Annotated in this window: 22 protein-coding genes; 9 read left to right on the plus strand and 13 right to left on the minus strand. The window is 52.6% G+C overall.

Annotated features, from left to right (window positions below; genetic code table 11):
• The first annotated feature begins 297 nt into the window (after positions 1-297).
• The gene (gene ompC, locus RAHAQ2_RS06640; protein ID WP_015696493.1) at positions 298-1425 is read left to right on the plus strand and encodes a porin OmpC; all 1128 of its coding nucleotides are present in this window, start codon (positions 298-300) and stop codon (positions 1423-1425) included.
• A 112-nt stretch (positions 1426-1537) separates the two neighbouring features.
• Here ompC and RAHAQ2_RS06645 read toward each other — a convergent pair whose 3' ends face one another.
• From RAHAQ2_RS06645 to RAHAQ2_RS06665, 5 genes are all read right to left on the minus strand, one after another.
• A complete protein-coding gene (locus RAHAQ2_RS06645; protein WP_013574628.1) occupies positions 1538-1924 on the minus strand; it encodes a helix-turn-helix domain-containing protein in 387 nt (128 codons plus the stop codon).
• Positions 1925-2452: 528 nt separating this feature from the next.
• Complete coding sequence (locus RAHAQ2_RS06650; protein ID WP_015696494.1) at positions 2453-4225, minus strand: penicillin-binding transpeptidase domain-containing protein; 1773 nt, start codon at positions 4223-4225, stop codon at positions 2453-2455.
• 220 nt (positions 4226-4445) lie between these two features.
• On the minus strand, positions 4446-4688 hold the full coding sequence (locus RAHAQ2_RS06655) for a DinI family protein (protein WP_015696495.1): 243 nt from the start codon (positions 4686-4688) through the stop codon (positions 4446-4448).
• A gap of 193 nt (positions 4689-4881) precedes the next feature.
• Positions 4882-6663 carry an LPS biosynthesis-modulating metalloenzyme YejM gene (gene yejM / locus RAHAQ2_RS06660; protein ID WP_015696496.1) on the minus strand — a complete coding sequence of 594 codons (1782 nt, stop codon included), beginning with the start codon at positions 6661-6663 and terminating at the stop codon, positions 4882-4884.
• Positions 6664-6687: 24 nt separating this feature from the next.
• Positions 6688-6915 (minus strand): YejL family protein, encoded by a 228-nt coding sequence (locus RAHAQ2_RS06665; RefSeq protein WP_015696497.1) that lies wholly within the window; start codon positions 6913-6915, stop codon positions 6688-6690.
• Between the two features lie 178 nt (positions 6916-7093).
• On the opposite strand from RAHAQ2_RS06665, the gene yejK reads away from it, so the two are divergent.
• Complete coding sequence (yejK, locus tag RAHAQ2_RS06670; RefSeq protein ID WP_015696498.1) at positions 7094-8098, plus strand: nucleoid-associated protein YejK; 1005 nt, start codon at positions 7094-7096, stop codon at positions 8096-8098.
• A 123-nt stretch (positions 8099-8221) separates the two neighbouring features.
• Here the strand turns inward: yejK and rplY are convergent, their stop codons facing one another.
• Together rplY and radD are read right to left on the minus strand one after the other, a co-directional pair.
• Positions 8222-8512 carry a 50S ribosomal protein L25 gene (gene rplY, locus RAHAQ2_RS06675; protein WP_037038592.1) on the minus strand — a complete coding sequence of 97 codons (291 nt, stop codon included), beginning with the start codon at positions 8510-8512 and terminating at the stop codon, positions 8222-8224.
• 160 nt (positions 8513-8672) lie between these two features.
• On the minus strand, positions 8673-10436 hold the full coding sequence (gene radD, locus RAHAQ2_RS06680; RefSeq protein ID WP_015696500.1) for a DNA repair helicase RadD: 1764 nt from the start codon (positions 10434-10436) through the stop codon (positions 8673-8675).
• A 332-nt stretch (positions 10437-10768) separates the two neighbouring features.
• Between radD and rsuA the strand changes: the two genes are divergently transcribed.
• The 4 genes from rsuA (at position 10769) to RAHAQ2_RS06700 (ending at position 14182) form a co-directional block, all read left to right on the plus strand.
• Positions 10769-11476: a 16S rRNA pseudouridine(516) synthase RsuA gene (rsuA, locus tag RAHAQ2_RS06685; RefSeq protein WP_015696501.1), complete on the plus strand. Its 708-nt coding sequence runs from the start codon at positions 10769-10771 to the stop codon at positions 11474-11476.
• A gap of 26 nt (positions 11477-11502) precedes the next feature.
• Positions 11503-12702: a Bcr/CflA family multidrug efflux MFS transporter gene (locus RAHAQ2_RS06690; RefSeq protein WP_015696502.1), complete on the plus strand. Its 1200-nt coding sequence runs from the start codon at positions 11503-11505 to the stop codon at positions 12700-12702.
• A gap of 146 nt (positions 12703-12848) precedes the next feature.
• Positions 12849-13355 carry a transposase gene (locus RAHAQ2_RS06695; protein ID WP_015696340.1) on the plus strand — a complete coding sequence of 169 codons (507 nt, stop codon included), beginning with the start codon at positions 12849-12851 and terminating at the stop codon, positions 13353-13355.
• Positions 13355-14182: an IS3 family transposase gene (locus RAHAQ2_RS06700; protein ID WP_238532073.1), complete on the plus strand. Its 828-nt coding sequence runs from the start codon at positions 13355-13357 to the stop codon at positions 14180-14182. The genes RAHAQ2_RS06695 and RAHAQ2_RS06700 overlap by 1 nt, the downstream gene beginning before the upstream one ends.
• 68 nt (positions 14183-14250) lie before the next feature.
• On the opposite strand, the gene RAHAQ2_RS06705 is transcribed toward RAHAQ2_RS06700, so the two are convergent.
• Positions 14251-15603 carry an MFS transporter gene (locus RAHAQ2_RS06705; protein WP_015696503.1) on the minus strand — a complete coding sequence of 451 codons (1353 nt, stop codon included), beginning with the start codon at positions 15601-15603 and terminating at the stop codon, positions 14251-14253.
• A gap of 174 nt (positions 15604-15777) precedes the next feature.
• Positions 15778-16761 (minus strand): LacI family DNA-binding transcriptional regulator, encoded by a 984-nt coding sequence (locus RAHAQ2_RS06710; RefSeq protein WP_015696504.1) that lies wholly within the window; start codon positions 16759-16761, stop codon positions 15778-15780.
• A 205-nt stretch (positions 16762-16966) separates the two neighbouring features.
• Between RAHAQ2_RS06710 and idnO the strand changes: the two genes are divergently transcribed.
• Positions 16967-17731 (plus strand): gluconate 5-dehydrogenase, encoded by a 765-nt coding sequence (idnO, locus tag RAHAQ2_RS06715; protein WP_015696505.1) that lies wholly within the window; start codon positions 16967-16969, stop codon positions 17729-17731.
• A gap of 11 nt (positions 17732-17742) precedes the next feature.
• Positions 17743-18498 (plus strand): SDR family oxidoreductase, encoded by a 756-nt coding sequence (locus RAHAQ2_RS06720; RefSeq protein ID WP_015696506.1) that lies wholly within the window; start codon positions 17743-17745, stop codon positions 18496-18498.
• Between the two features lie 60 nt (positions 18499-18558).
• Here RAHAQ2_RS06720 and RAHAQ2_RS06725 read toward each other — a convergent pair whose 3' ends face one another.
• From RAHAQ2_RS06725 to RAHAQ2_RS06735, 3 genes are read right to left on the minus strand one after another with little or no spacing between them, the layout of a single operon-like run.
• Positions 18559-19962: a cytochrome c gene (locus RAHAQ2_RS06725; RefSeq protein WP_015696507.1), complete on the minus strand. Its 1404-nt coding sequence runs from the start codon at positions 19960-19962 to the stop codon at positions 18559-18561.
• Complete coding sequence (locus RAHAQ2_RS06730) at positions 19959-21614, minus strand: GMC family oxidoreductase (protein WP_015696508.1); 1656 nt, start codon at positions 21612-21614, stop codon at positions 19959-19961. The genes RAHAQ2_RS06725 and RAHAQ2_RS06730 overlap by 4 nt, the downstream gene beginning before the upstream one ends.
• The gene (locus RAHAQ2_RS06735) at positions 21614-22231 is read right to left on the minus strand and encodes a sorbitol dehydrogenase family protein (RefSeq protein ID WP_015696509.1); all 618 of its coding nucleotides are present in this window, start codon (positions 22229-22231) and stop codon (positions 21614-21616) included. The genes RAHAQ2_RS06730 and RAHAQ2_RS06735 overlap by 1 nt, the downstream gene beginning before the upstream one ends.
• A 675-nt stretch (positions 22232-22906) precedes the next feature.
• Between RAHAQ2_RS06735 and RAHAQ2_RS06740 the strand changes: the two genes are divergently transcribed.
• Entirely contained in the window at positions 22907-23251 is a 345-nt protein-coding gene (locus tag RAHAQ2_RS06740; RefSeq protein ID WP_015689537.1) for a YejG family protein, read from the plus strand.
• A 43-nt stretch (positions 23252-23294) separates the two neighbouring features.
• Here the strand turns inward: RAHAQ2_RS06740 and yejF are convergent, their stop codons facing one another.
• Positions 23295-24902 carry a microcin C ABC transporter ATP-binding protein YejF gene (gene yejF / locus RAHAQ2_RS06745; RefSeq protein ID WP_015696510.1) on the minus strand — a complete coding sequence of 536 codons (1608 nt, stop codon included), beginning with the start codon at positions 24900-24902 and terminating at the stop codon, positions 23295-23297.

Genomic DNA, 24902 nt, shown 5'->3' on the forward strand with positions numbered 1-24902 from the left:
TGATAATGATTAAATTTTCGATATATTAGCTTTGAGTGCTTTATTTTTACAAAAATAAATAGACGTAAATTTACTCAAAATTAATATTTTGTTACAGGTTCTAATATATAAGTAATGTCTTCACTAATTTCGTATCATTTTCTTTCTGGATTAAAAGAATCTATATCATGAGAATGGAACTGCCATGTCGGGCCAACATTTATACAGATACAAAAAAACCTTATGCAGATTTAAAGCAGTAGAAAACCTGTACTTTACATTCAGTGGCACGGTCCGACACTTATTGAGGACAAAAAAATGAAAATCCGTGTTCTTTCACTCATGATCCCTGCTTTAGTGGTGGCAGGATCAGCAAGTGCGGCAGAAGTTTATAATAAAGATGGTAATAAACTGGACCTGTACGGTTTAGTTGATGGTTTGCACTACTTCTCTAACGACAAAGGTTCAGACGGCGATCAGAGCTACATCCGTCTTGGTTTCAAAGGCGAAACTCAGATTACTGATCAACTGACCGGCTACGGCCAGTGGGAATATCAGGTTCAGGCTAACCAGGCTGAAAGCTCTGATGACGGTGACCGTGCATTTACCCGTTATGGTTTCGCAGGTCTGAAATTTGGTGACATGGGTTCATTCGACTACGGTCGTAACAATGGCGTGATGTATGACGTTGCTGCCTGGACCGATTTGCAACCTGAGTTCGATGGTTCCACTTACGGTGCTGACCAGTTCCTTTATCAGCGTACCAATGGCGTGGCAACTTATCGTAACGATAACTTCTTTGGTCTGGTCGATGGTCTGCACTTTGCCCTGCAATATCAGGGTAAAAACGACAGCGGCGGCGGTGAACCGGGTACCCGTGATGTGTTGACACAAAACGGCGACGGTTACGGTATGTCTCTGAGCTATGATATTGGTGCGGGCGTCAGCGTGGCGGGTGCATTCTTTAACTCTGACCGTACTGACGAGCAGAACTCCGCACCCGGTATCATGGGCGACGGTAAAAAAGCTGAAGGCTACACCGGTGGTCTGAAATATGACGCCAATAACGTCTATCTGGCTGCGATGTTCACCCAGGCTTACAATGCTTCCCGCTTCGGTTCTACCGATTCAGAAGCTTACGGTTATGCTAACGAATCCCAGGCATTTGAAGCTTACGCAAGCTATCAGTTTGATTTCGGTCTGCGTCCGTTCGTGGCTTATAACCAAACCCGCGGTAAAGATTTAGGTTCAGACCGTCTGGGGAATAACTATCAGGATCAGGATCTGGTTAAATTTGTTGACCTGGGTGCGACTTACTACTTCAACAAAAACATGTCAGCCTACGTTGACTATAAAATTAACCTGATCGACAGCAGCACCTTCACCGACAACGCCGGTATCAATACCGATGATGTCACTGCGGTAGGTCTGGTGTATCAGTTCTAAGCGTGCCTTTCTCAGACACAGAACAGCGCTTAGTTTTTAGTGGTAAAGAACAGCAGTAAAGCACAAGAACGCGGCCTGTGATGGCCGCGTTTTTTGTGGGTTTCTGACCGCTTCAGGCTGATTTCTGGTGGATCAGATGCAGCGGGGGAGATACATCAAGTTTGATGTCCGGGTTCTGACGGAATTCATGCGGCGTTATGTTGAAACGCTTGCGGAACATGTAAGTGAAATGCGATTGCGAACCGAAACCGAAATCCATCGCGATATCAAAAATCGGGGTTTCACTGCTGCTCAGCTGATAAACAGCACTCGCCAGACGGCGTTCCCTGATGTACTTCCCCAGAGAAATGCCTGTCGATTCTTTGAACAGTTTTTGCATGTGCCAGAGCGAATAGCCTGAATACTCAGCCAGTTCTTCAAGATGGATCACACGACCAAGATGGCCTTCAATCCATTTGCTGAGTGCGCAGACGATAGCGATATGAATGTCTTGAGCCATAACCAGTCTGTATTAAGGTTGAATACCGCTATTATACACGAGTTCGTCAGGTTGGCGTGGCAGGTGTTGCTCAGAGAGGTTCAGGGATTGACCAGACAATAATGGCCCGGTGGGCAGGACTGTCGTGACAGCCTGACGGGCCATGTTTTAACGCAACAGGATCCAGTGGATTAACCGGGCGATGCCATCGTCCACCATAACCATCCCGACGAGAATAAGAACGATTAAAATCGCGAAGTTCTTACCGGTTGGCAAAATGATGTCTCCTTTTATCCCTTTTCAGGAAACGGAACTCAATTACCACGGGCCGCTGCCCTGCATATTCAGTGCAATCACACCCAGACAAACCGCGACAAATATCAAAAATACGATAAGAAGCCGTTTCATGCTTTTTCTTACAGAGCGTGCGCTCTTCCTCCACCGTGTCAGCCAGAAATTTCATCAGCCAATAAACACTGCGAACGTTAACCGCTTATTTCTGCAAGATCCAGTCTGTCAGAAGTTTTTAATGATTTTGCTTGTCTTGGGTTAACCATCCGTGGCCGGGCGACGCACCAGATCGGTTTTTTGACCCCCATTAATCACGGTGGTTGGTGGCGTTTCCGGCACCAGCGCATCCGGCGCAATGTTCATATGGTTGAGGATTTCGCCCATAATCTGTCCGAAAATCGGGCCGGCAACTGAACCCCCAAAGTGCTTACCCGCTTGCGGATTATTGACCATCACCACCAGTGCGACACGCGGATTACTGGCTGGCGCAACACCGGCGGTGTAGTTGATGTAACCGCCGTCATATTTGCCACTGGCCCCCATTTTTTCCGCTGTACCGGTTTTAATCGCCAGACGGTATCCCGGCACCGCCGCGCTGAGGCCGGAGCCGCCGGGCAGGGCGTCACTTTCCATCATATGAATCACGGTTCTGACCACGTCAGCCGACATCACACGGGTGCCGAGCACCGGCGGTGTCACTTTGGTTATCGACAGCGGGCGGTAAATACCTTCCGCGCCGATCGTGGCGTATTCGCGGGCGATTTGCAGTGGCGTGACGCGCAGGCCATAGCCGAAGGAGAAGGTCGCACGTTCGATATCGGCCCAGCGGTCACGGTGTGCCGGGAAATAACCACTGCTTTCGCCACCGATACCCAGATCTGTCGGTTTGCCCAAACCAAAGGATTGATAAAGCTGAACCAGTACGCTGGCAGGCATCGCCAGCGCAATATGCGAAACCGCAATGTCGCTGGATTTTTGCAAGATACCGGTAATGGTCAGCGCCGGCCAGTGGCCCACGTCGCGGATCAGGTGGCCGTTAACGGTGTACGGATGGGTATCGAGAACCGAATCCGGGCGGATCATATGTCGGTTCAGACCTGCCATTACCACCAGCGGTTTGACCGTCGAACCCGGTTCGAAACTGTCGCTGATCGCCACATTTCGCATGTCTTTTGCCTGCACACCGGCGTAGTTATTCGGATTATAGGAAGGGTAGGACGCCATCCCTAAAATCTCACCGGTATTCACATCCACCAGAACAGCCGCTCCGGATTCGGCCTGGTTAAGCGTCACACCGTCGCGCAGCCGCGAGTACAACACGTACTGCATAAAGCTGTCGATACTCAGGTTAATGGTCGGTGGCTGTTGCGGTGCCACTTCTTTCAGGATGCCGATCACATTGCCGTGGCGATCCTGACGGTATTCCCGCATGCCCGGTTTGCCCTGCAGCAGGGCATTAAAGCCTTTTTCAACGCCCGTCAGACCTTCATTATCTGTCCCGACCACGCCGACCAGATTGGCAGCGGCTTCGCTCATCGGGTAATAACGGCTGTCATCCAGCTGACTGCTGATACCGCCGAGATGAAGCTGGCTGATATCTGCGGCAATGCCTTCTTCTATTTTGCGACCGAGATACACGAAGCGGCGCTGGGGATCACTGGTGATGGTTTGCTGTAGCTGCGAAAGCGGCATATTCAGCGCAGAAGCCAGATATTGCCACTTCGGACTGTTCAGATCACTGTGTAACTCCAGCACACGGAACGGGTCGGCGATAATGTCTTTTGAGGCGACGCTCAGCGCCAGCGGATGACCGTTACGATCAACAATGGTACCGCGCCCGGCAGGGATAACGGTGGAACGCAACGAGCGGGAGTCGGCCTCTTTTTCCAGCATCGGCTGGTTGAGCAATTGCAGGTAACCTACCCGACCCAGCAGAAGCGCCAGACAACAGACAATACCGAGACAAATCAGCGCAAAGCGCTTGGTGTAGAAATTAGGTTGGGCGCTGGATTTTTTTAGGCTCGGTGGCATGGCGGTTTCGCAAAGTCATTGGCGCGTGTGAAGCGAAAAGCAAAGGTGCCGGGAACAATGTACCGGATGAAATCAGCCCGGTCTGTACCGCATTAAGTGCAACTCATCGCTCTGATTGATAATGAATTTCGTATAACACGCACATCTTATAGTAAGCCATAGCGATGGATTGTTTATTTCAATTGCGCTTTGTAAGTAAGTGCAACGGCAGGGCGGATTTTTACTCCATGGCGAGCCAGTCATCGGCTTCTTCGAACATTTCCTCTAACATTTGGTTTAATTGCGAACGTTCCTGCTTGCTGGCACCGTGGGTGTTCAGCCCGTTAGCCTGCATGGGTTTCACTTTTACTTCAGCCTCAGGAAACAGCCGGTGTACACGTTTAACCAGTTCCGCTTCAATCTTTTCACTGGCATTGGGGATGCCGGAGACATTCCGTTTGTCAAAAATCAGTTCGACCCGCATAACTTTCCTCATAAAAGAAGGGAGAAATAACTGTTAAAATATACAGTGTTATCCGTGCGGGTCCAAGCGATTTTTAGTCTGTTAACGGCATAACACCGCGACCGCTAAAACGCTGACGATCAGGGGGACGCCGCGCCAGTAAAAAAGCCAACCGGTCAGGGTTGGCTTTCATCCTTGCGCTTAACGGTGAACGTCAGTTTGCCAGGAAGCGTTTTTCATCTGTCAGCACCTGGAGCAGCAAACCCAGTTCCGGTTTCTGATTTTTAATCCGCTTGCCGTTAATGTCAAAGGCGCGGTAATCACCGTTACTTTCCAGCTCCAGCGTCTGGTCCGGGGTGGTGATCACCAGCGTACCGTCATCGCTGGTCGTGACCCAGTTATGACGTCGCTTGGCGGCGAACAAATCTTCGCCCTGCGAGTAATCCGCCGGAGCCGTTGTCGCGTGCAACAGACGTTGCATCAGCGTGGTCATCACATCAGCATGATCCGTCAGCTTATCGATATTCTGCGCCGGTGTGCCCGGCCAGTGAATGATCAGCGGAACCTGTAACTGGCGACGGTTCATTGCATTGCCTGAACCCCATGTCCCGTTCTCGTTGAATTCAATACCGTGTGAGGCGGTAATGACGACCACCGTTTTATCCAGCTCCCCGCGATCTTTTAACGACTGCAGGATGGCTTTGATTTGGTCATCCACATCCTGTGCACCGTTCTGGTAACGACGAATAAAGGTGTTACCGGTTGGCACACTGGCCCCGTCCTGACGCAATGCGCTGCTGATCCCGTTCAGGTTCATGTAGGAGAACCACGGGCCGTTGCCTACGCCATTCAGCCATTGCTGCCACTGGTAGACGGTTTGCTGGTCAGTTTGTTTGACCGGCGGCGGCAAGGTGAAATCGGTCAGTAATGCCTGACGGTACAGCGGACTGTTAAAACCGTCTGAAGCAAATAAACCGAATTCGTAACCTTGTTGTTCCAGCGACGACACCAGCGCAGAAGGTTTTCGCGCCGCCAGAATGCCCTGCATATAGCTCGGCGAAATCCCATAGAACAGGCTGAACTGCCCGGTGTCATTACGGTTTCCGGAACTGAAATGCTGATCAAAACGAATGTTATGTTTGGCGAAATCGCTGAGCGCTGGCATGTCTTTATCCAGCGTGGTGGTATGAACACCATCGAGCACGACCATCAGCAAATTATACTTCGAGCCGGTTTTCGCAAAGCTGATGTTGTTCAGCGGGTATTCCACTGCCAGCGCTTCAGGATTGCCTTGTTCTATCAGCCGTTTCTGGTATTCCCCGGCATTCAGCAGGCCGTGTTTTTCGAGGAATTTGCGTGCCGTCATCGGATACGACAGCGGCAGATTCGCACGCTGCATGGTGATCGGACGATAGAAGTTGGCATCCGCCCAGATGTACATCAGGTGCGAAGCAAAGAAACTGCTTATAAACAGCACCACAATCGGTTTGGCGAAATTGCGGCGGTTGAGGCTGCGCAGCTTCTGCCAAGCCCAGGTACCAAACAGCATTTCGAGCAGGAATATCACCGGCACAGCGATAAACATCAGCTGCCAGTCACGCGCCATTTCGCCCTGACCGGGATTGACCACCAGTTCCCACACAACCGGATTAATATGCAGGTGGAAACGGGTAAAGACTTCGGTATCCACCAGGAGCAGTGTCAGCCCGGTGGTAGCCAGAATGGCGGATAAGAACCGCAGCAGGCGTTGCGACATCACCACAAAGGTGAGTGGGAAGATGATCAGCAGATACGCCGCAAAACCGATAAAGCTGAAATGCCCAAGCCAGCTGACCAGCGCGTAAATACGCCCCTGCAATGAAGAAGGCCAGTCGGAAACAAACAGGTAGCGGCTGCCGATCCCCAGGATGAGCAGGATATTAAACAGGGCGAACCAGTGGCCCCAGCTGATCATCTGGGATACTTTTTCGCGATAGCGCTGACGATTTGTCACCATGAGAGGGTTTGGGCAAGTTGTGAATTAATGGGCTTTATCTTCTCTTATCGACGCTTGCAACGCTTTCGCAAAGGACTGCGACAAGGCTTTACGCTGTGCAGGAGCGACGCTGGTATTAATAAGGTTTGTCACCATATTGCCCAGAACCATCAGAGACAGGTCTGTCGGCGCGCGGTGTTTTTCCAGAACTGTCGCCAGCTCGGAAAGCAGCTGTTCAACGTGTTCGTCACTGTAACGGGATGATTGTGCCATAGAGTATTGTGCTTCTTGATCTGACAAAGTCCAATATCTTAGCCGATCACAGACTCACTTTCCGCATTTTTATAATCCCTTCATACTTCGGGTTGCGGCTTCGTCGCTTCGGTGTTTGAATACGCCCCGCAGACAAACCCTTCTTGCACGGCTGCAATTCTTACAGGAGAAAATCCCCATGAGTCTGGATCTTGAGCAGATCGCTCTGCACCAGTTGAACAAACGTGATGAGCAAACGCTGGATGTTGTGCTGCGTGATACGCTTCTGACGCCCAATGCTGCCGTTGATGAAATGATGGCAGAACTGCACCGTGTTTACAGTGCAAAAAGCAAAGCGTACGGTCTGTTCAATGAAGACAGCGAGCTGGCAGTCGCATTACGCAGTTGCCGCAAAGGGGACGACGATTTCCTGTCATTCAGCCGCGCTGCCACGGGGCGTCTGCGTGACGAACTGGCGAAATACCCGTTTGCCGAAGGCGGCGTGGTGCTTTTCTGCCATTACCGTTTCCTGGCAGTCGAATATTTACTGGTTGCCGTGCTCAACAGCCGCAGCAGTATGCGTGTCAATGAACAGCTGGATGTCAGCAGCATTCACTATCTCGACATCAATCATGCGGATATTGTGGCGCGCATTGATCTGACGGAATGGGAAACCAATCCGGAATCGACCCGTTACCTCACCTTCCTGAAAGGCCGGGTAGGGCGCAAAGTCTCTGACTTCTTTATGGATTTTCTCGGCGCATCCGAAGGTCTGGATACCAAGGCGCAGAACCGTGGCCTGTTGCAGGCCGTTGACGACTTTTGTACTGAAGCGCAGCTCGATAAAAACGAGCGTCAGAACTACCGTCAGCAAGTTTATACCTACTGCAACGAGCAGTTACAGGCGGGCGAAGAGATCGCGCTGGATGATTTGTCCGAAGAACTGCCGCCGTGGAATGACAAGAAATTTAAAGAATTTACTCAGGAGCAGGGTTATCAGCTGGAGGAAACCTTCCCGGCCGACCGCAGCACCTTGCGTCAGCTGACCAAATTCGCCGGCAGCGGCGGTGGTCTGAGTATTAACTTTGACGCCATGCTGATGGGCGAACGCATTTTCTGGGATCCGGCCACGGATACCCTGACCATCAAAGGCACACCACCGAATTTGCGGGATCAGTTGCAGCGTAAAGCGGGTCATAAATAATCGCTCCCTCCCCTGCGAAGGGGAGGCGCAAATCAGAATAGCGCCCAATAAAAAACGCCGCATAAGCGGCGTTCTTTATTTGTTCTCGCACGGCGTCCCGATGCGCAACAACTCAGTCAGCGATTAAACGCGAACGAAGTCAATGTGAGCCAGTTTTGGCTTGAACGGGTGACGCTGTACAGCCTGAACTTTAACTTTGGTTTCTTTACCGTCGATAACCAGAGTAATAGCTTCAGAGTAGAACTCCGCTCTAACTTCCATGTTCTTAACAGAATCATGGTCCAGTTTGATAGAAACCGGAGCAGCTGAGCCACCGTAAACGATAGCCGGGAATTTGTTTTCTGTACGCAGGCGGCGGCTCGCACCTTTGCCCTGCTCGTCCTGTGGACGTACTTCTACATTGATAGTGATCATTGTATGTTTCTCTATTAGAACTACTTCTAAAATGTGCCCCGCCACCTGCGACCGAGTGACGAGTTGAGTACTGCGGCTTTCACACAAGGCGAAAGCGGGCGGTATGATACCGGAGTCGGCGCGCAGCAACAACGAATAATTACCGATTTGATCATCCCTGTTACCCGCGCAGTTCATTCGCGCGCCGGTAGCGGCCTTCATAATCGAACACTTTTTCCCGCACCTGCCAGAACTGGCCTTTCATGCGCGCCACCACAAAATCAGGATGGCGCAATAAAATCTGCTTCGCGATGATATCCGCTGCGCTATTCCATTCCAAAGGCACGCCCGGTGCGCGCTGGTGCGGACGCAGGAAGTTATGCAGAAACGCCAGGCGCTGTGCAGGCGTTTGCAGACGAAAGCGCTCAGAAACGTCAGCGCCGTCTTCATCGTAATAGGTAATTTTCAGCCATTCCCCTTTGTCATCACGACCGTTTTCCAGATTCATACCACCGCAGCGCAATACCAGCGCATCTTTCAGACGCAGTGCGGCTTTCAGCATGTCATCGGGGTCGACCAGAATTTCCTGACACTGATGGCAACGCCGAGCGGCGATATCATTTTCTGCACCACAGTGCGGACAGCTCTTAAAGCGGAAGCGGAAATCGCATTGCTCACGGTTGCCTTCATCATCTTCCAGCACGCCCTGACAACGGCGGCCAAAATGCTCGATGATGGTGCCGTCTTCGGTGGTTTTCCCCCAAAAAATATTGGCGAAACCGCAGGCCGGGCAGAATACCTGCACGGGCTTATTATCGCCCGCTGGCTTGTGGCTGCCGACTTCCGGCGTAAACAGGTCGTGCGGGTTTCCGGCGTAATCGAGGATCAGGCAATCCGTTTTGCCCGGTGAGAGCCGCAGCCCGCGACCGACAATTTGCTGATACAGACTGACAGACTCAGTCGGGCGCAGGATGGCGATAAGATCCACGTGCGGTGCATCAAAGCCGGTGGTCAGCACGGATACATTCACCAGATAGCGTAACTGCTGAGCTTTAAAAGCGGTGATCAGCCGGTCACGTTCTACCGCGTGAGTTTGCGCGCTGATCAGCGCCGCTTCGCCTGCGGGCAGCAGACCAAAAATCTCACCTGCATGTTCTACCGTAGAGGCAAAAATCATCACCCCTTTGCGGTCCTGTGCGAATTCAATAATCTGGCTGATGATGTGCGGCGTAATGCGCTTTTGCTGACGCAGTTCGTCATTCAGATCGGCTTCGCTGAACAGACCATTACTGTTGGCCTGCAGGCGGCTGAAATCATAACTGACCACCGGCATATCGAGCCGTTCGGGTGGCACCAGAAAGCCGTTTTTGATCATATAACGCAACGGCAGTTCATAGATGCAGTCACGGAACAGGCTGTTGGCATCGCCGCGCACAATACCCTGATGGTGATACTGATAAATCCAGCCTTTGCCAAGCCGGTAGGGCGTGGCAGTCAGGCCGAGCAGCCGCAGGCGCGGGTTTTGTGCTTTGAGATGGCCGATGATTTGCTGATACTGACTGTTGTCATCGTCGGAAATACGGTGACATTCATCGACAATCAGCAGGGAAAACTCACCGCTGAACGCCGCCAGGTTAGGCGCGACGGACTGCACGCTGCCAAACACCACTTTGCCGCTGCTTTGTTTCAGGTTCAGACCGGCGGCGAAAATATCCGCTTCCAGCCCGTAGGAAAGGTATTTGCTGTGGTTTTGCGCCACCAGCTCTTTGACGTGGGCGAGCACCAGCACACGTCCGCGAGCAACGCGCGCCAGTTCGGCGATCACCAGACTTTTTCCCGCACCGGTCGGCAACACAATGACGGCCGGTTCGTCATGCTGGCGGAAATGACGCAGCGTGGCATCCACGGCATCTTGCTGGTAGGGGCGGAGGGTAAAAGCAGTCACGCGATGATCACCTGTTGATTTTCCGGTTAACAACCCTGTTTATAAAAACAGTAATGCAGTATGCCAAGAAATCTGCCCGATGGCGATGAGCAAAGAAATCATCTGCCATGAATCTTTAGCCTGCTTATTTTCCTTCTTCCTTACAGGATGCGCGGCTATACTAATGTGCTCAATGCGGCAGTGTTTCTGCCCCCCCGAAGTAATAATAACTCTTTGCAATTATTACGAAACGAACAAACCTGAACCCTGTCAGTTGCAATATTGCGACGGCGGGGTCTTGTGTTTTATCAGTAACGCGATCACTCAGATCGCCATGAAGGCAAGTTGATCCAATGCGTCTGGACAAGTTTCTCTCTCAGCAATTAGGCGTAAGCCGCGCGCTGGTTTTGCGCGAACTGCGTAACAAACGTGTCACCGTAGACGGTGAAATCGTCAAAACCGGCTCAATGAAAATCAGCCCTGAACAGCGCGTCGAATTTGATGGCAATGTGCTGGATCAAATTACCGGCCCGCGTTATTTCATGCTCAACAAACCGCAGGGGTATGTGTGCTCCACCGATGATCCGGATCACCCGACCGTGCTGTATTTCCTCGAAGAACCCGTTGCCTACAAACTGCATGCGGCGGGGCGTCTGGATATCGACACTACCGGTCTGGTGCTGATGACCGACGATGGTCAGTGGTCACACCGCATCACCTCGCCGCGCCATCACTGTGAAAAAACCTATCTGGTGACACTCGAACATCCGCTGGCTGACGACACCGCCGCGCAGTTTGAAGCGGGCGTACAATTGCATAACGAAGATTCCCTGACCAAACCGGCACAGCTCGAAAAAATTGAAGATTGTCTGGTGCGTCTTACCCTCAGTGAAGGCCGTTACCATCAGGTAAAACGCATGTTTGCTGCGGTCGGTAACCGGGTGATTGCGCTGCACCGTGAGCGCATCGGCGAGATTGTGATGGATGAAGATTTGGAACCGGGTCAGTATCGTCCGTTAACGGAGCAGGAAGTGGCCAGCGTTGGCGTTCCTTCGCGATAGTTTTTTTCTAACTGGAGCAGCGTAAAGTGCAAGAAAAACCGGTCTCCCACGTCGGACTGATTTTCATCCTGGGACTGATATCGATGCTGATGCCTCTGGCCATCGATATGTATCTGCCAAGTATGCCCGTCATTGCGCAGGAATATGGTGTTCCGGCAGGCAGCGTGCAAATGACGCTCAGTGCTTACGTGCTGGGGTTTGCGATAGGGCAGCTGTTTTACGGACCGATGGCGGACAGCCTCGGACGTAAGCCGGTTATTTTCTGGGGCGTGATGATCTTTGCCGTCGCGGCCGGTGCCTGTGCGCTGGCGCAATCTGTCGAGCAACTGGTCTGGATGCGTTTCCTGCACGGTCTGGCAGCCGCTGCTGCGAGTGTGGTCATCAACGCGCTGATGCGCGACATGTTCACCAAAGATGAATTCTCGCGAATGATGTCTTTTGTGGTCCTGGTGATGACGGTTGCGCCGCTGCTGGCACCGATGATCGGCGGTTTGCTGATGGCCATTTTCAGCTGGCACGCGATTTTCTGGGCGATGGCCATCGCCGCGCTGATTGCCGCGACGCTGGTGGGCGTGTATATCAAAGAAACGCTGCCCAAAGAGCGGCGGCAAAAATTCCACCTGCGCACCAGCGTCGGCAATTTTGCTTCCCTGTTCCGTCATAAACGTGTGCTCAGTTATATGCTGGCGAGTGGTTTCTCATTTGCCGGGATGTTCTCTTTCCTCAGCGCCGGTCCGTTTGTGTACATCGAGCTTAATGGCGTTTCGCCGCAGAATTTCGGTTTTTACTTTGCGCTGAACATCGTCGCTCTGGTCATTCTGACACTCATCAACAGCCGTAATGTGCGCCGCACGGGCGCGGTGAAAATGTTCCGTTTCGGGTTGTTTGTGCAACTGACGATGGGGATGTGGCTGGTGATCGTCTGTACCTTCGGATTGCCGTTCTGGGCGATGGTGATTGGTGTGGCGGGGTACGTTGGTGTGATTGCGATGGTCACGTCTAATGCGATGGCCGTCATTATGGATGATTTCCCGCACATGGCCGGTACCGCCGCTTCTCTGGCCGGCACGATTCGTTTCGGCACCGGTGCGGCGATAGGTTCTGTGTTGTCACTGTTTACCGCGAAAAGCGCCTGGCCGATGGTGGGGTCGATGGCGTTCTGCATTCTGGCCGCCACGTTGTTGTATCTCTATGCCAGCCGTCCGGCGAAAGCAGTATCTGCATAACTTCCTCCCCCTTCGCAGGGGAGAAACAAAGTCCGGTTGGCCTGCTGATTTTACAGATGTCGAAGCAGGAATTCGGTCTGCTCCCTCCCCTTCGCATGAACTGAACCCCGAATGTTGGACGTTTTAATCCTCATTCGGAGTTTAGTATGAAGTACGATTTTCAAATCAAAATGATAGCCGTCAGGCACTATCTTGACGGCCACGATGGCTTCAAAATTACCGCCCGCAAATATCACGTTCCGGCATCCTCACTTCGTGCATGGACTGCTGCCTATCAATTTCACGGTGAGCAGGCTTTTCGTAAGGCGACTCGCATCTATTCCGAACAGTTTCGTGCTCATGTCGTCGATGTGACTCTTCGCGAACATCTTTCTATGCGTTCTGCCGCCGCCCGATTTAATATTGCTGATTATCAGACAATCAAACGCTGGATCCTGGCTGCTAAAAACTCAGCTTTTCCAGCTCTGAAAGAGAGGAATAACATGGCGCAGAAAACGCAAAAACCTGAGATAAAGCCTGAAGACATGACGCCTGCCGAGCTTCTGGAAGAGGTGCGCTATCTGCGTGCTGAACGCGCTTACAACGAAAAGCTCGACGCCCTGATGAAGTCAAAAACAGAACGGAAGAAAAAATCCACGCCATCAGGGCATTAATCGGAGAACACCGTCTCCAGGATCTGTTGAAATCTGCGAGGTTGCCACGAAGCACCTGGTACTGGTGGCAATCGCGGGAGCAAGCCGGGGATGACGTGACGTTATGTGACGCCATCGGGCAACTGGCCGTCCGCCACAAGCGGTGCTATGGCTATCGCCGCGTCACGTTAGAACTGCGCAATCAGGGCGTGCGGGTCAATCATAAAAAGGTGTTCCGCCTGATGCGGGAAATGGATGTACAGGCGCGGGTGCGGCCTAAAAAATACCGGAGTTATAAGGACGATATCGGGATGGCGCCAGCGCCCAATCTGCTGAGACGGAAATTTAACGCCTCCGGACCGGGGGTAAAGCTGGTGACGGATGTTACCGAGTTCAATGTGGGCGGGGATAAACTGTATTTATCGCCGGTCATGGATTTATACAATGCAGAAATCATCGCGATGAGTATAGGTACGCGGCCGACTTTCGAGCTGACTGAAAAGATGCTAAATGATTTACTTACATCAGGTTACGTCAGAAAAAAAGCCATTCTACATAGCGATCAGGGCTGGCAATATAGGATGCCTTCGTGGCAAAAAAGGCTCAAAGAGGCAGGGATAAGACAGAGCATGTCGCGAAAAGGCAATTGCTATGACAATGCCGCAATGGAAAGCTTTTTTGCGGTGTTGAAGACGGAGATGTTCCACGGTTATAAGTTCGAGAGCAGGGAAAAACTGGCTGAGTCGATAGAAGCGTATGTCGCTTACTATAACCACGATAGAATAAAGATGAAGTTGGGTGGAATGAGTCCAGCAGATTACCGGACTCAAATGTTCCCCCTGCACTAACCTGGTGTCCAAGTTTAGGGGTTCAGTCCACGCAGGGGGAGGAGCTAAACCAGCACCGTTTTGGATCATTAAACTACTTCTGCTTTCACTCCCTGAACCCTGCGCGCTGCTTTGGCACGGGCGTATTCATCCGCCATGGCTTTGGCTTTCGCACCCGGCACCAGCGCCATATCGCACTCTTTTGGCAGCAATGTGGTCACCGCTGCGGCAATCAGTAATGAGGCCACCAGCGCATAAATTGCGGTGCTCTGGCCGTACAGGCTGACCAGCACGCCCACCAGATACGGACCGCAGAAACCACCCAGATTCCCCAGACCATTAATTACACCGCGTGCGCTGCCTGCCACTTCCGGCGTGGTGACTTTGCCCGGAATGGTCCAGAAGGCGCTGGTTGCAGCCTGCAGGAAGAAACCGGCCCCGACCAGGAATCCGTAGGCCGCCATGATGTTATGGCCAAATGCTACGGATGCCGCCAGACAAGCGGCGAAACCACACAGCGGCAGGGCGATAAACATACGACGCTTACCGGTTTTATCCGACAGCACAGACATCGCCAGGATCCCCAGCATGGTGCCCACGTAAGGGATAATCGCCAGCATACCCACTGAACTCATATCTCCGCCGGTCAGGTTTTTCAGGATGGTCGGCAACCACAAGGTGTAGCCGTAAATCCCGGTCTGATAGAAGAAGTTAATAATGATCAGTTTGATGATAGACCGGTTGCGGAACACTTCTTTCAGCGGGGCGTTATTTACCGGTGCCAGTGCTCTCAGGGCTTCACGTTCGCGGTTCAGTTCCGTCACCAGATAGTCGCGTTCGCGCTCTGACAGCCATTTCGCTTCTTCCGGACGATCGCTGATGGTGAACCACCAGAACAGCATCACCACGAAAGACAATGTCCCTTCAATGATGAACAACCAGCGCCAGTCGAGCGTATCGAGAATCAAACCAGACAGCGGGGCGGTGATCATGCCGCCGAGGGGCGCGAACATCAGCACGTAAGCATTGGCGCGTCCGCGTTCTTTATCGGGGAACCAGTTGCTGACCATCGTCAGCACCACCGGCAACATCCCGCCTTCTGCCACACCCAGCGCAAAGCGCAGGAACAGCAACTGATACTGATTGGTAATCAGCCCGGTCAGAATCGAGATAATCGCCCAGGCAACCAGGGAACAGGCGATAAATTTCCGTCCGCTGCCGTGCACGGCCAGGCTGCCGCCCGGAACCTGCAGGAATAAATACCCGATAAAGAAAATACCGGCGGCCAGACCGGCCATTGAAGCAGTAATCCCCAACTCGGCATCCATCCCGCCGGGCATGGCAAAACTAATATTGACCCTGTCCATGAAGGAAATAATGCAAGCGATAAGGATTGGCGTAATGACACGTAACCAGCGGGCCTTAGGAATTTTATTATCCATGTTCTTTCCTCTGTGTACTTGTAACGGCGATGGCTTAATAAAAGCATTTTGAGGAAAGTATTTCGTGACAGGAGTCACGTTGAATTATGTTAAGAAAAGGTGTTACCACTTACGTGATCCTGCACCGGAGTTGGCGTGCAGGACGGCGGGGGAGAAATGGACGGGAAAGCAGAATTAAATGGTGCCGCCGAGGGAGATACGGTAGTGCAAATCCACCCGTTCGATCGTAGGCAGGTTTCTGATTTTTTTGAGTAATATCTCCGCCACCACTTTTCCCATTTCAAAGCGCGGGGTGATAACACTGGCTAATAAAGGTGTGGTCGCGAGACCGATATCCAGCCCGTGGAAACCGGAAATAGCCATATCTTGCGGTACGCGGATCCCCAGTTTGATACATTCCTGTAACACGCCGACGGCAATATCGTCATTGGTACACAAAATCGCGTTGGTCTGCGGATATAACTGACGCGCCATGGCCAGCATGCCCGCACCGATAGATACCGACGACACTTTATTAGGCGTGATATGCACCGGCGTCAGTCCGCGTTCATTCATGGCGCGGCTGTAACCCTGATAACGCTTCTGGTCGCGGGCATCCGACATCGAACCGAAATACACCACATGTTGTTTGCCACTGGCGAGCAATGTATTCGCCATATCGTAACCGGCCTGCTGGTTATCAAAACCGACGGCAATCCGCCCGTGCGGGTCGTCGAGATCCATCACCTGGGCAACAGGAATTTCTGCGGCATTCAGGTACTTATCGGCTTTCAGGGTATGCACGGAATCGGTGAGGATCAGCCCGGCCAGTTGATAACCAAGCAGATTAATGATGTGTTCTTCTTCGCGCTCTTTGCTGTAATCGTAATTGACCACCAGCGTCTGAAAGCCCTGCGCGGAAGTGACCGACTCAATGCCCGCCAGCAAGTCGGAGAAAATCTGGTTGTTAAACGAAGGCACTAAAATACCGATACGCGGCGCTTTGGCCGGTCCGCGGGCTTCTTCCAGCGGATAGCCCACTTCTTCCATCACCTTCGTGATGCGTTCGCGGGTTTCAGGAGACACCTTTTCCGGCGTGCGCAGAAAACGGCTCACCGTCATCTTCGTGACATCCGCCAGTTGGGCGATGTCCTGTAGTGTCACGCGCTGGTTTCTCATGCGGAGTTTTCCTGATTGGGCCTGCAAAGAATCTTTGTTATTGAAACAGAAAGCGCCGGAGATTGTTATCAAAATGATGATGATCACACCGGGAGTAACAGGGTTTTTTAACATCCCGTCAGGTGATCTGCATCACAGTTTAGCGCGGAGTAAACCGGTGTAGTGAAGCTAACTTTTTAAATCCGCATTCAATAAGGCCAACGTCATGACAAATCTCTTCTCACTGGACAATAAAAAGATTCTGATTACCGGTTCGACGCGCGGTCTGGGTTTCCTGCTGGCGAAAGGGCTGGCGCAGCATGGTGCAGAAATTATCGTTAATGGTACACAACAGGGATCCACGCAAAAAGCCGCTGAAGCCTTGCGGGCAGAGGGTTTTATCGCCCATGCGGTGTCATTTGATGTCACCAGCAGCCAGGCGGTGAATCAGGCGATTGATCATATTGAAAGCACCATCGGGCCGATTGATGTGCTGGTGAATAACGCCGGTATTCAGCGTCGCCATAAATTTACCGAGTTTCCGGAAAAAGACTGGGACGACGTGATTGCCGTGAATCAGAAATCCGTGTTTCTGGTGTCACAGGCGGTGGCGCGTTACATGATCCGGCGCGAACGCGGCAAAATCATTAATATCGGTTCGATGCAAAGCGAGCTGGGCCGCGACACCATTACGCCCTATGCCGCCTCGAAAGGTGCGGTAAAAATGCTGACCCGCGGCATGTGTGTTGAGCTGGCACGCTACAATATTCAGGTGAACGGTATCGCGCCTGGCTATTTCAAAACCGACATGACGCAGGCGCTGGTGGATAACAAAGAGTTTTCCGAATGGCTGTGTAAACGCACACCAGCCGCGCGCTGGGGCAATCCTGAAGAGCTGGTGGGCGGCGCGGTTTATCTGTCCTCCAAAGCCTCGGATTTCGTCAACGGACATCTTCTTTTCATTGATGGCGGCATGTTAGCTGCTGTGTAGAAGGAGCCGAAATGAGCACTGAAGACATAAAAATCGCCTTAGTGACCGGCGGCGGGAGCGGTATCGGGTTAAGCGCCGCGAAAGCGCTGGAAGCGATCGGATTTAAAGTGATCCTGGCCGGACGCAATAAAGAAAAACTCGATCAGGCGGTTGCGTTGTTTGCACCGGGGCAGGCGGTGGCACGTCAGCTGGATGTTACCAGCCCGCAATCGGTCGCCGCGCTGTTTCAGGATATTCAGGAAACCTTCGGGCGGTTGGATCTGCTGTTCAATAACGCCGGTAATAACGTGAAGGATGTGCCGGTCGATGAACTGCCGGTAGAAGACTGGCTGTCGGTGATCAATACCAATCTGACCGGCGCATTCTTGTGTACGCAGGCGGCGGTTAAGCTGATGAAACGTCAGACGCCGCAGGGCGGACGTATCATCAATAACGGTTCGATTTCGGCACAATCGCCGCGTCCGAATTCCGCCCCTTACACCGCCAGTAAACATGCGATCACCGGCCTGACCAAATCCACCGCGCTGGACGGACGGGCGTTCAACATAGCCTGCGGGCAAATCGATGTCGGCAATGCGGCGACGGACATGGGTAATAAGGCGCTGGCGGGCAGGATGCAGGCGGACGGACATATCGCTGAGGAGCCGGTTATTCCGGTGGAACGCGTCGGCGAGGCCGTGGCGTTTATGGCCGGTTTACCGCTCGACACCAACGTACTGACCATGACCGTGATGGCAAGTGCCATGCCGCTGGTCGGGCGCGGTTAAGCTGAGTTTCAGGCATAAAAAACGGCCCGTCATGGGCCGTTTTGCATTTCAGTGTACGGATTACGCCGCTTTGGTTTTGCGTTTCCGGCCGAGCCAGAAAATCAGCACCAGCAGAACAATCACGCCAGCCACCATCGCCGGAGCCATGAACGGTTGCAGTTTTGCCAGCAATGTCACCGGACCGCCTGCGCGTAACACCGCCACATCCTGCGCGCTGACCTGAATGGCCGCGTTGCCGTAGTTCTTCAGCACGTAGTTGGAGATGTCGGCAATCTGCTGATCATCGAGCTGACCGACATACGAGCCCACGCCGAATTTCGGCATCAGCACGTGATGGTCGCCGACCTGACGATCCACGCCGTAAAGGATGGCAGAAATCAGGTTAGAGGCATTACCCATACCGGTCGCAGTATTATTAAACAGCGACGGATAAGCCTGATTTTCGCTGCCAGAACCATCCGGCTGGTGGCAACTGGCGCAATAGCCGCTGAACAGTGCCGCACCGTTGTCGATGGTTTTATTGGCGTTAAACGGATGGGTGCCGCGTAAACCTTCTTCCACATTCACCGGTTTACCGAAGGTGTCCGCCGCCTGCGTATCACGCGGGTCGCGAACCGGCGTGCTGTTTTTCAGGTAGAAGGCGATCGCGTTCAGGTCGCTGTCAGACATGTATTGCAGACTGTTCTGTACCGCTTCCGCCATGCCGCCCGCCGCCTGGTTTTTCCCTGCGGTGCGACCGGTTTTCAGATATTCCACCAGTTGCGCCTGCGACCAGTTGCCAATACCGCTGACCGGGTCCGAGCTGATATTGGGGGCATACCACGGGCCGACCATGCCACCCGCCAGCGGTTTATCGGTCACGGAACCCATCATCAGGTTACGTGGCGTATGACAGGTATCACAGTGACCGGCACCGTTAACCAGATACGCACCGCGGTTCCATTGCTCACTTTTCGACGTATCCGGCTTAAACGGCGTGCTGTCGAGATACATCATGTTCCAGCCCGCCATGGCAATACGCATGTTGAACGGGAACGGCAGAGCGGTTTCAACATTCGGCTGCTCGACCGGCTTCACTCCCTCTTTGAAATAGACATACAGCGCATGCATGTCGGCATCGCTCATATGGCTGTAAGAGGTATAAGGCATGGCCGGATACAGATTCGCGCCGTCAGGACGAACGCCTTCACGTACAGCACGAGTGAACTGCTCTTCAGTGTAATTGCCGATACCGAACTGCTTCGACGGCGTAATGTTGGTGGTATAAATCGTGCCCATCGGCGAGTGGATTTCATAGCCACCGGCAAAAGGTTTGCCCCCTTCCGGTGCGGTATGACAGGCCTGACAGTCGGCGGCTGTTGCCACTTCCTGACCCTGACGGATCAGCTCTGCCTGATTATCTGCGGCAAAAGCCATTCCGCTAAGGGATGCGCTTAACAGGCAGGCGGTAAGAAGTTTTTTCATGCCGCACCTGCCAGTTTTTTCGCCATGTCATCTGCGGCTTTCAGGCCCAGTGCCGCCATGGTCAGCGTACTGTTCACCACGCTCGATGACGGGATCGCGCCGCCGCCCGGTAGCCACAGGTTGGCATGGTCATGAGTACGACAGTTGCCGTCAACCACAGAATCTTTCGGATCACTGCCCATGATGGTACCGCCCATGATGTGGTTATTGGCGTTCAGGCTGGTGGTGATATTGAATTCTTCGGCCATGAACAGGGAACCGATGTGCTCAAGCTGCTTATGAGCGGCTTCTGCGCCTTTGCGCACGTAATCGCCGACATCATAATGAATGTCCGGGCACGGCAAACCGTGCGGATCTTTACGTGTGGTACTGAGCGTCAGGCGATTATTCGGATCCGGTAACGGTTCCAGGCTGATGGAAAGATCTACGCCGAAGATTGAACGACGGCGGATCTCTTCATCCAGTTCTTTACCCACCAGCCCCATCTGCAACGCTTTAGACGTTGCCGGGATCACGCGGCTGATGTTGTTGAGGATCATTTTGTTGGCCGAATAATCTTTGCGGAAATCGCCGTCGCGCGGACCCACCAGACAACTGCTCTGCGCCGGACCACGGCCAATCCACAGCGGCTCTTTGGCAATGAAGGTGCAGTGGAAACCGGAGTGATCCATCATGTTGCGACCTACGTGATCGGACGAATTGGCGATACCGTTCGGGTTCTTTTCGTTGGCGGCCATCAGCAGCAGGCGCGGCGTCTCGATGCCGTTACAGGCCAGCGCGAACACTTTACCGGTGGCTTTATGTGATTTCTGCTGATTGTCCAGCCAGTGAACGGCAGTCACATTGTTGTTTTCATCGGTGTCAATTTTGTAGACCACCGCTTCAGCCAGTACCACGGCACCTTTATTCTCAGCGCGTTCGACGTGCGCAATTCCGTTATACATCGCGCCAATCGGGCAGATCGGCTGGCAGTTGTTGTTACCGCAGCAGGTCGGGCGACCGTTCCACGGACGGGTACTGCGACCCTGTGGGATCGGCACTGAACGGTAACCGTGCGGATTCACGATTTCAGCAAAACGGGTGTCGCCGTAACCGTAAGGCACCTGCTCCATCGGATAGGGTTTGCTGCGCTCAGAAGGCGACTGCAACTCAGGGTCATTCGGACCGGCTACGCCAATCTCTTCTTCAGCACGGCAGTAATAAGGTTCAAGTTCATCATAGGAAATCGGCCAGTCGCGGCCCACGCCGTACAACGTTTTCATTTTGAAATCGTTGGGAACGTGACGCCAGCAGGACGCTGCCCAGTGCCAGGTGGTGCCGCCAACGGTGCGCAGATAACCTTGTTTGAAGCTGCTGGCGCTGGGCCCGGTCAGATGGACGTAGTTATTTTCCGGAAAATACAGCGGTGCGGGCGCTTTTTCAGACTGCGGGTAAAGCCCCTGGAAGTCAGAACCGGCGCGGTTTTCGAACGGCATGTTGCGCCAGTTTTCAACGGCCTGAGCACGCTCAATGCGTAAACCCGCTTCCAGCACCAGCACAGAATATCCCTGGCTGACCAGCTGATCGGCAATCATGCCGCCCACGATGCCGGAACCGACAACAATCACATCAGCAGACGCATCGCCGTCTGCCGTAAATTCAGGTTTTTTCATCAGGCTTTGCTCACAACATTTGATTCAGAAGGATGGGTAAAACGGTCTGCGTTCATGGATTCCGGCATCGCTGCGGCGGGAGGTGCGGCGGTGAAGTACAGCGGACCATTTCCACAGTAAGTCGGCACAATCAGGCCGTCACTGACGGGACGATACATCAGCGCATCTTTATAGGAAATTAAAATGGAATCGGTTCCATGTCCAACCGTGCCGGTGTACCAGGCGGTGACGATGCGGGTCACCAGTTCACCTAAACCGTTTTGCTTTGCCACTTCCTGCAAATCTTTTGCCGCCTGGCCCGGTTTTACCAGCGCATGCAGCTTGCTGACCTGCGCTGGGAAGTCGGGTTGTGAGCGATAAAAGGCGTTGAAAATCTGGGCAGAAGAACCCTCGCTGATATTTTTATGTTCAGTGATGGCCTGTGATACCAGATAGAACTGGCCGAAGATGACCGGATCCTGCGTGGCAGTTTCTTTCTCCGCCTGGCTCAGGAACGGGAAGCCGAGCAGGGTAGTTGCCACCATCGCAGACGTCAGACCTTTCAGCAGTTCACGACGACTGAAACCGGTTCCATTTTCGGGTGTGTTGCTTCCAATGATTGAAGGATCGTTTTCCATCTCTTTCTCGCTGGGAATGGGATTTTGCCAAAAGGCAGGGAGTTCGCTTATGTGATGCTTATTATAATTTGCGTAATACGAGATTTATCATTGGGTTAGTTTCCGCCGATGTCTGTCCCGATAGGGTATATCACTTATCACGGTGCGGATGATAAGCCAGAGAAGAGGGATTTGTGCAAACAAATTGTGCTGATTTATTAACATTAGATCCTTATTTTAACGTATGATGCGCGGCGGAAAAATGTAACCTACTGGTTCATTTCTAAATGAAATTAACTGAACCCGCATCATACCCGCGCTCTCATCTATTCATATCTTGTTGATATTATTTAATTTAATGAATAACGGTATCGTTCGTGCAATCTGATTTGTATATTAAATGTAAATAATTAAGAAATGAAAGGTAGCGCTAATTGATTAAAATGGTTGAGAATAAAGGCGAAAAAGGTTACAAATAAGCCAAAACGAGATCTGCATCTCAGTATGTCCGGGAGCAGAGATAAAAATAACGATAGCCTGTCAATTTGTATCCGACGACGTTAATTTAATGTTAATTATTTGAACGCAAAGTGGGCAAAGTGCAGCCTGTCGGCTATAACTTAAACAGTGCGGTTGTAGCAATTTTGTAAAAACATTGTGTAAATGATTTGCATGAATCATTGTCTGGGGAACCACGTGAATAATATCCAGCTTTCGGTAGTACATCGTTTGCCGCAAAGTTATCGCTGGTTGTCAGGTTTTGCGGGTATTAAAGTTGAACCGATTCCGCTGCCTGGTAATGATGAAGATAACAATCTGATCGGCCTGAAACTGCTCAGCCATGAGGGCGAATTCGCCTGGCAGGTGATGCATCAGCTGACCGATGCTTTAGAAGATATTCAGGTTAAAGCGGCGATTGTAGAAATCGACGGTGAGCCTTGTTTATTCGTTCATCGTGAAGATGAAAGCGCCACGCTCTGTTGCCTGAAAAATATCGGCGCAGCTATCGCGGAATCGGTGACCGCACTTTATCCTTTCTGAAACGCCGGAATTTCGATGCATTCCGGCGTCTTCTTCCTGCGTCTCAGGGCAGGGTGTCGAAAGCATCTGATGCCGCCAGTAACGTGCGGGTGTAAGCCTGTTGCGGTGCAGTAAAAATCTGTTCACACTCTCCCTGCTCCACCACTTCTCCGTTTCGTAAAACCATCAACTGGTGGCACAAAGCCCGTACTACCTGTAAATCATGACTGATAAACAGATACGTCAGGCCGTGGCGCTGTTGCAACTCGCTTAAAATAGTCAGAATCTGTGCCTGAACCGATTTATCCAGCGAGGATGTCGGTTCATCCAGGATCAGCATTTCCGGTTGTAAAATTAACGCACGGGCGATCGCGATACGCTGGCGCTGGCCGCCGGAAAACTCCGTCGGGTAACGGTAGCGGGATTGCGGATCCAGCCCCACTTCCTGCATGGCGCGGATCACTTCTTTATCACGTTCCTGCTCGCTGACATGGCGGTGCACCAGCAAACCTTCGGCGATGATTTGCCCGACGGTAAAGCGTGGATTTAACGCAGAGAAAGGATCCTGAAACACCACCTGAATCCGGCTGCGGAACGGCAGCATTTTCTTGCGTGAGAAAGCATGCAGCGGCTGGCCGTCAAACCAGATTTCTCCCTGCGATTTAAGCAGACGCAGCAATGCCAGTCCGGTGGTGCTTTTTCCCGAACCTGACTCACCGACCACGCCGAGACTTTCTCCGCGACGAAGCTGGAAACTGACTTGTTTCACCGCGTGTTTGATAGCGACCGTGCGACGCAACAGGCCGCGCCTGACGGGAAACCCGACATCCAGATTTTTTACATCCAGCAGAACTGGCGGTTCGCCGGTCAGCGGTTGCGGACGGCCTTGTGGTTCGGCCTGTAAAAGCTGGCGTGTGTAAGGGTGCTGAGGCTGGCTGAACAGCGTGGTTCGTGATTGCTGCTCAACGACACGCCCGTTTTGCATTACCGCTACGCTGTCCGCCAGACGGCGCACAATGCGCAGGTTGTGGGTGATAAACAGCATCGCCATCCCCATTTCCTGCTTCAGTTCGTCGAGCAGAGATAAAATCTGTGCCTGTACGGACACGTCAAGCGCGGTGGTCGGTTCATCGGCAATCAGCAGTTTTGGCCTTGTCAGTACCGCCATGGCAATCATCACGCGCTGGCGTTCTCCGCCGGAAAGCTGGTGCGGAAAATCCCGCAGGCGCGAGGCGGCCTGCCTGATCCCCACCCGGTCCAGACAGCGCAGAATTTCAGTGCGTGCCGCTTCACCGTGAAGATTACGGTGCAGCGTCAGCACTTCAGTCAGTTGTTTTTCGAGGGTATGCAACGGGTTCAGCGATACCATGGGTTCCTGAAATATCATCGAAATCTGGTTGCCACGGATTTGGCGCAACGTGTTGGCATCGGCTTGCAATAAGGACTGACCGGCAAACAGAATATCACCCTGAGGATAAATCGCCGATGAGGGCAGCAGACGCAGGACCGACAACGCTGTCACGCTTTTGCCGGAGCCGGATTCCCCCACCAGCGCCAGCGTTTCGCCGGCACGGATATCGAGTGATACATTGCTGACCACTTCACGTTTCAGTTTTCCCTGACGAAAAGCGACGCTGAGGTTTTTAATTTGTAAAAGAGGAGTATCCGTCAT

The organism is Rahnella aquatilis CIP 78.65 = ATCC 33071 (genome assembly GCF_000241955.1).
In the GTDB taxonomy this organism is placed as follows: domain Bacteria; phylum Pseudomonadota; class Gammaproteobacteria; order Enterobacterales; family Enterobacteriaceae; genus Rahnella; species Rahnella aquatilis.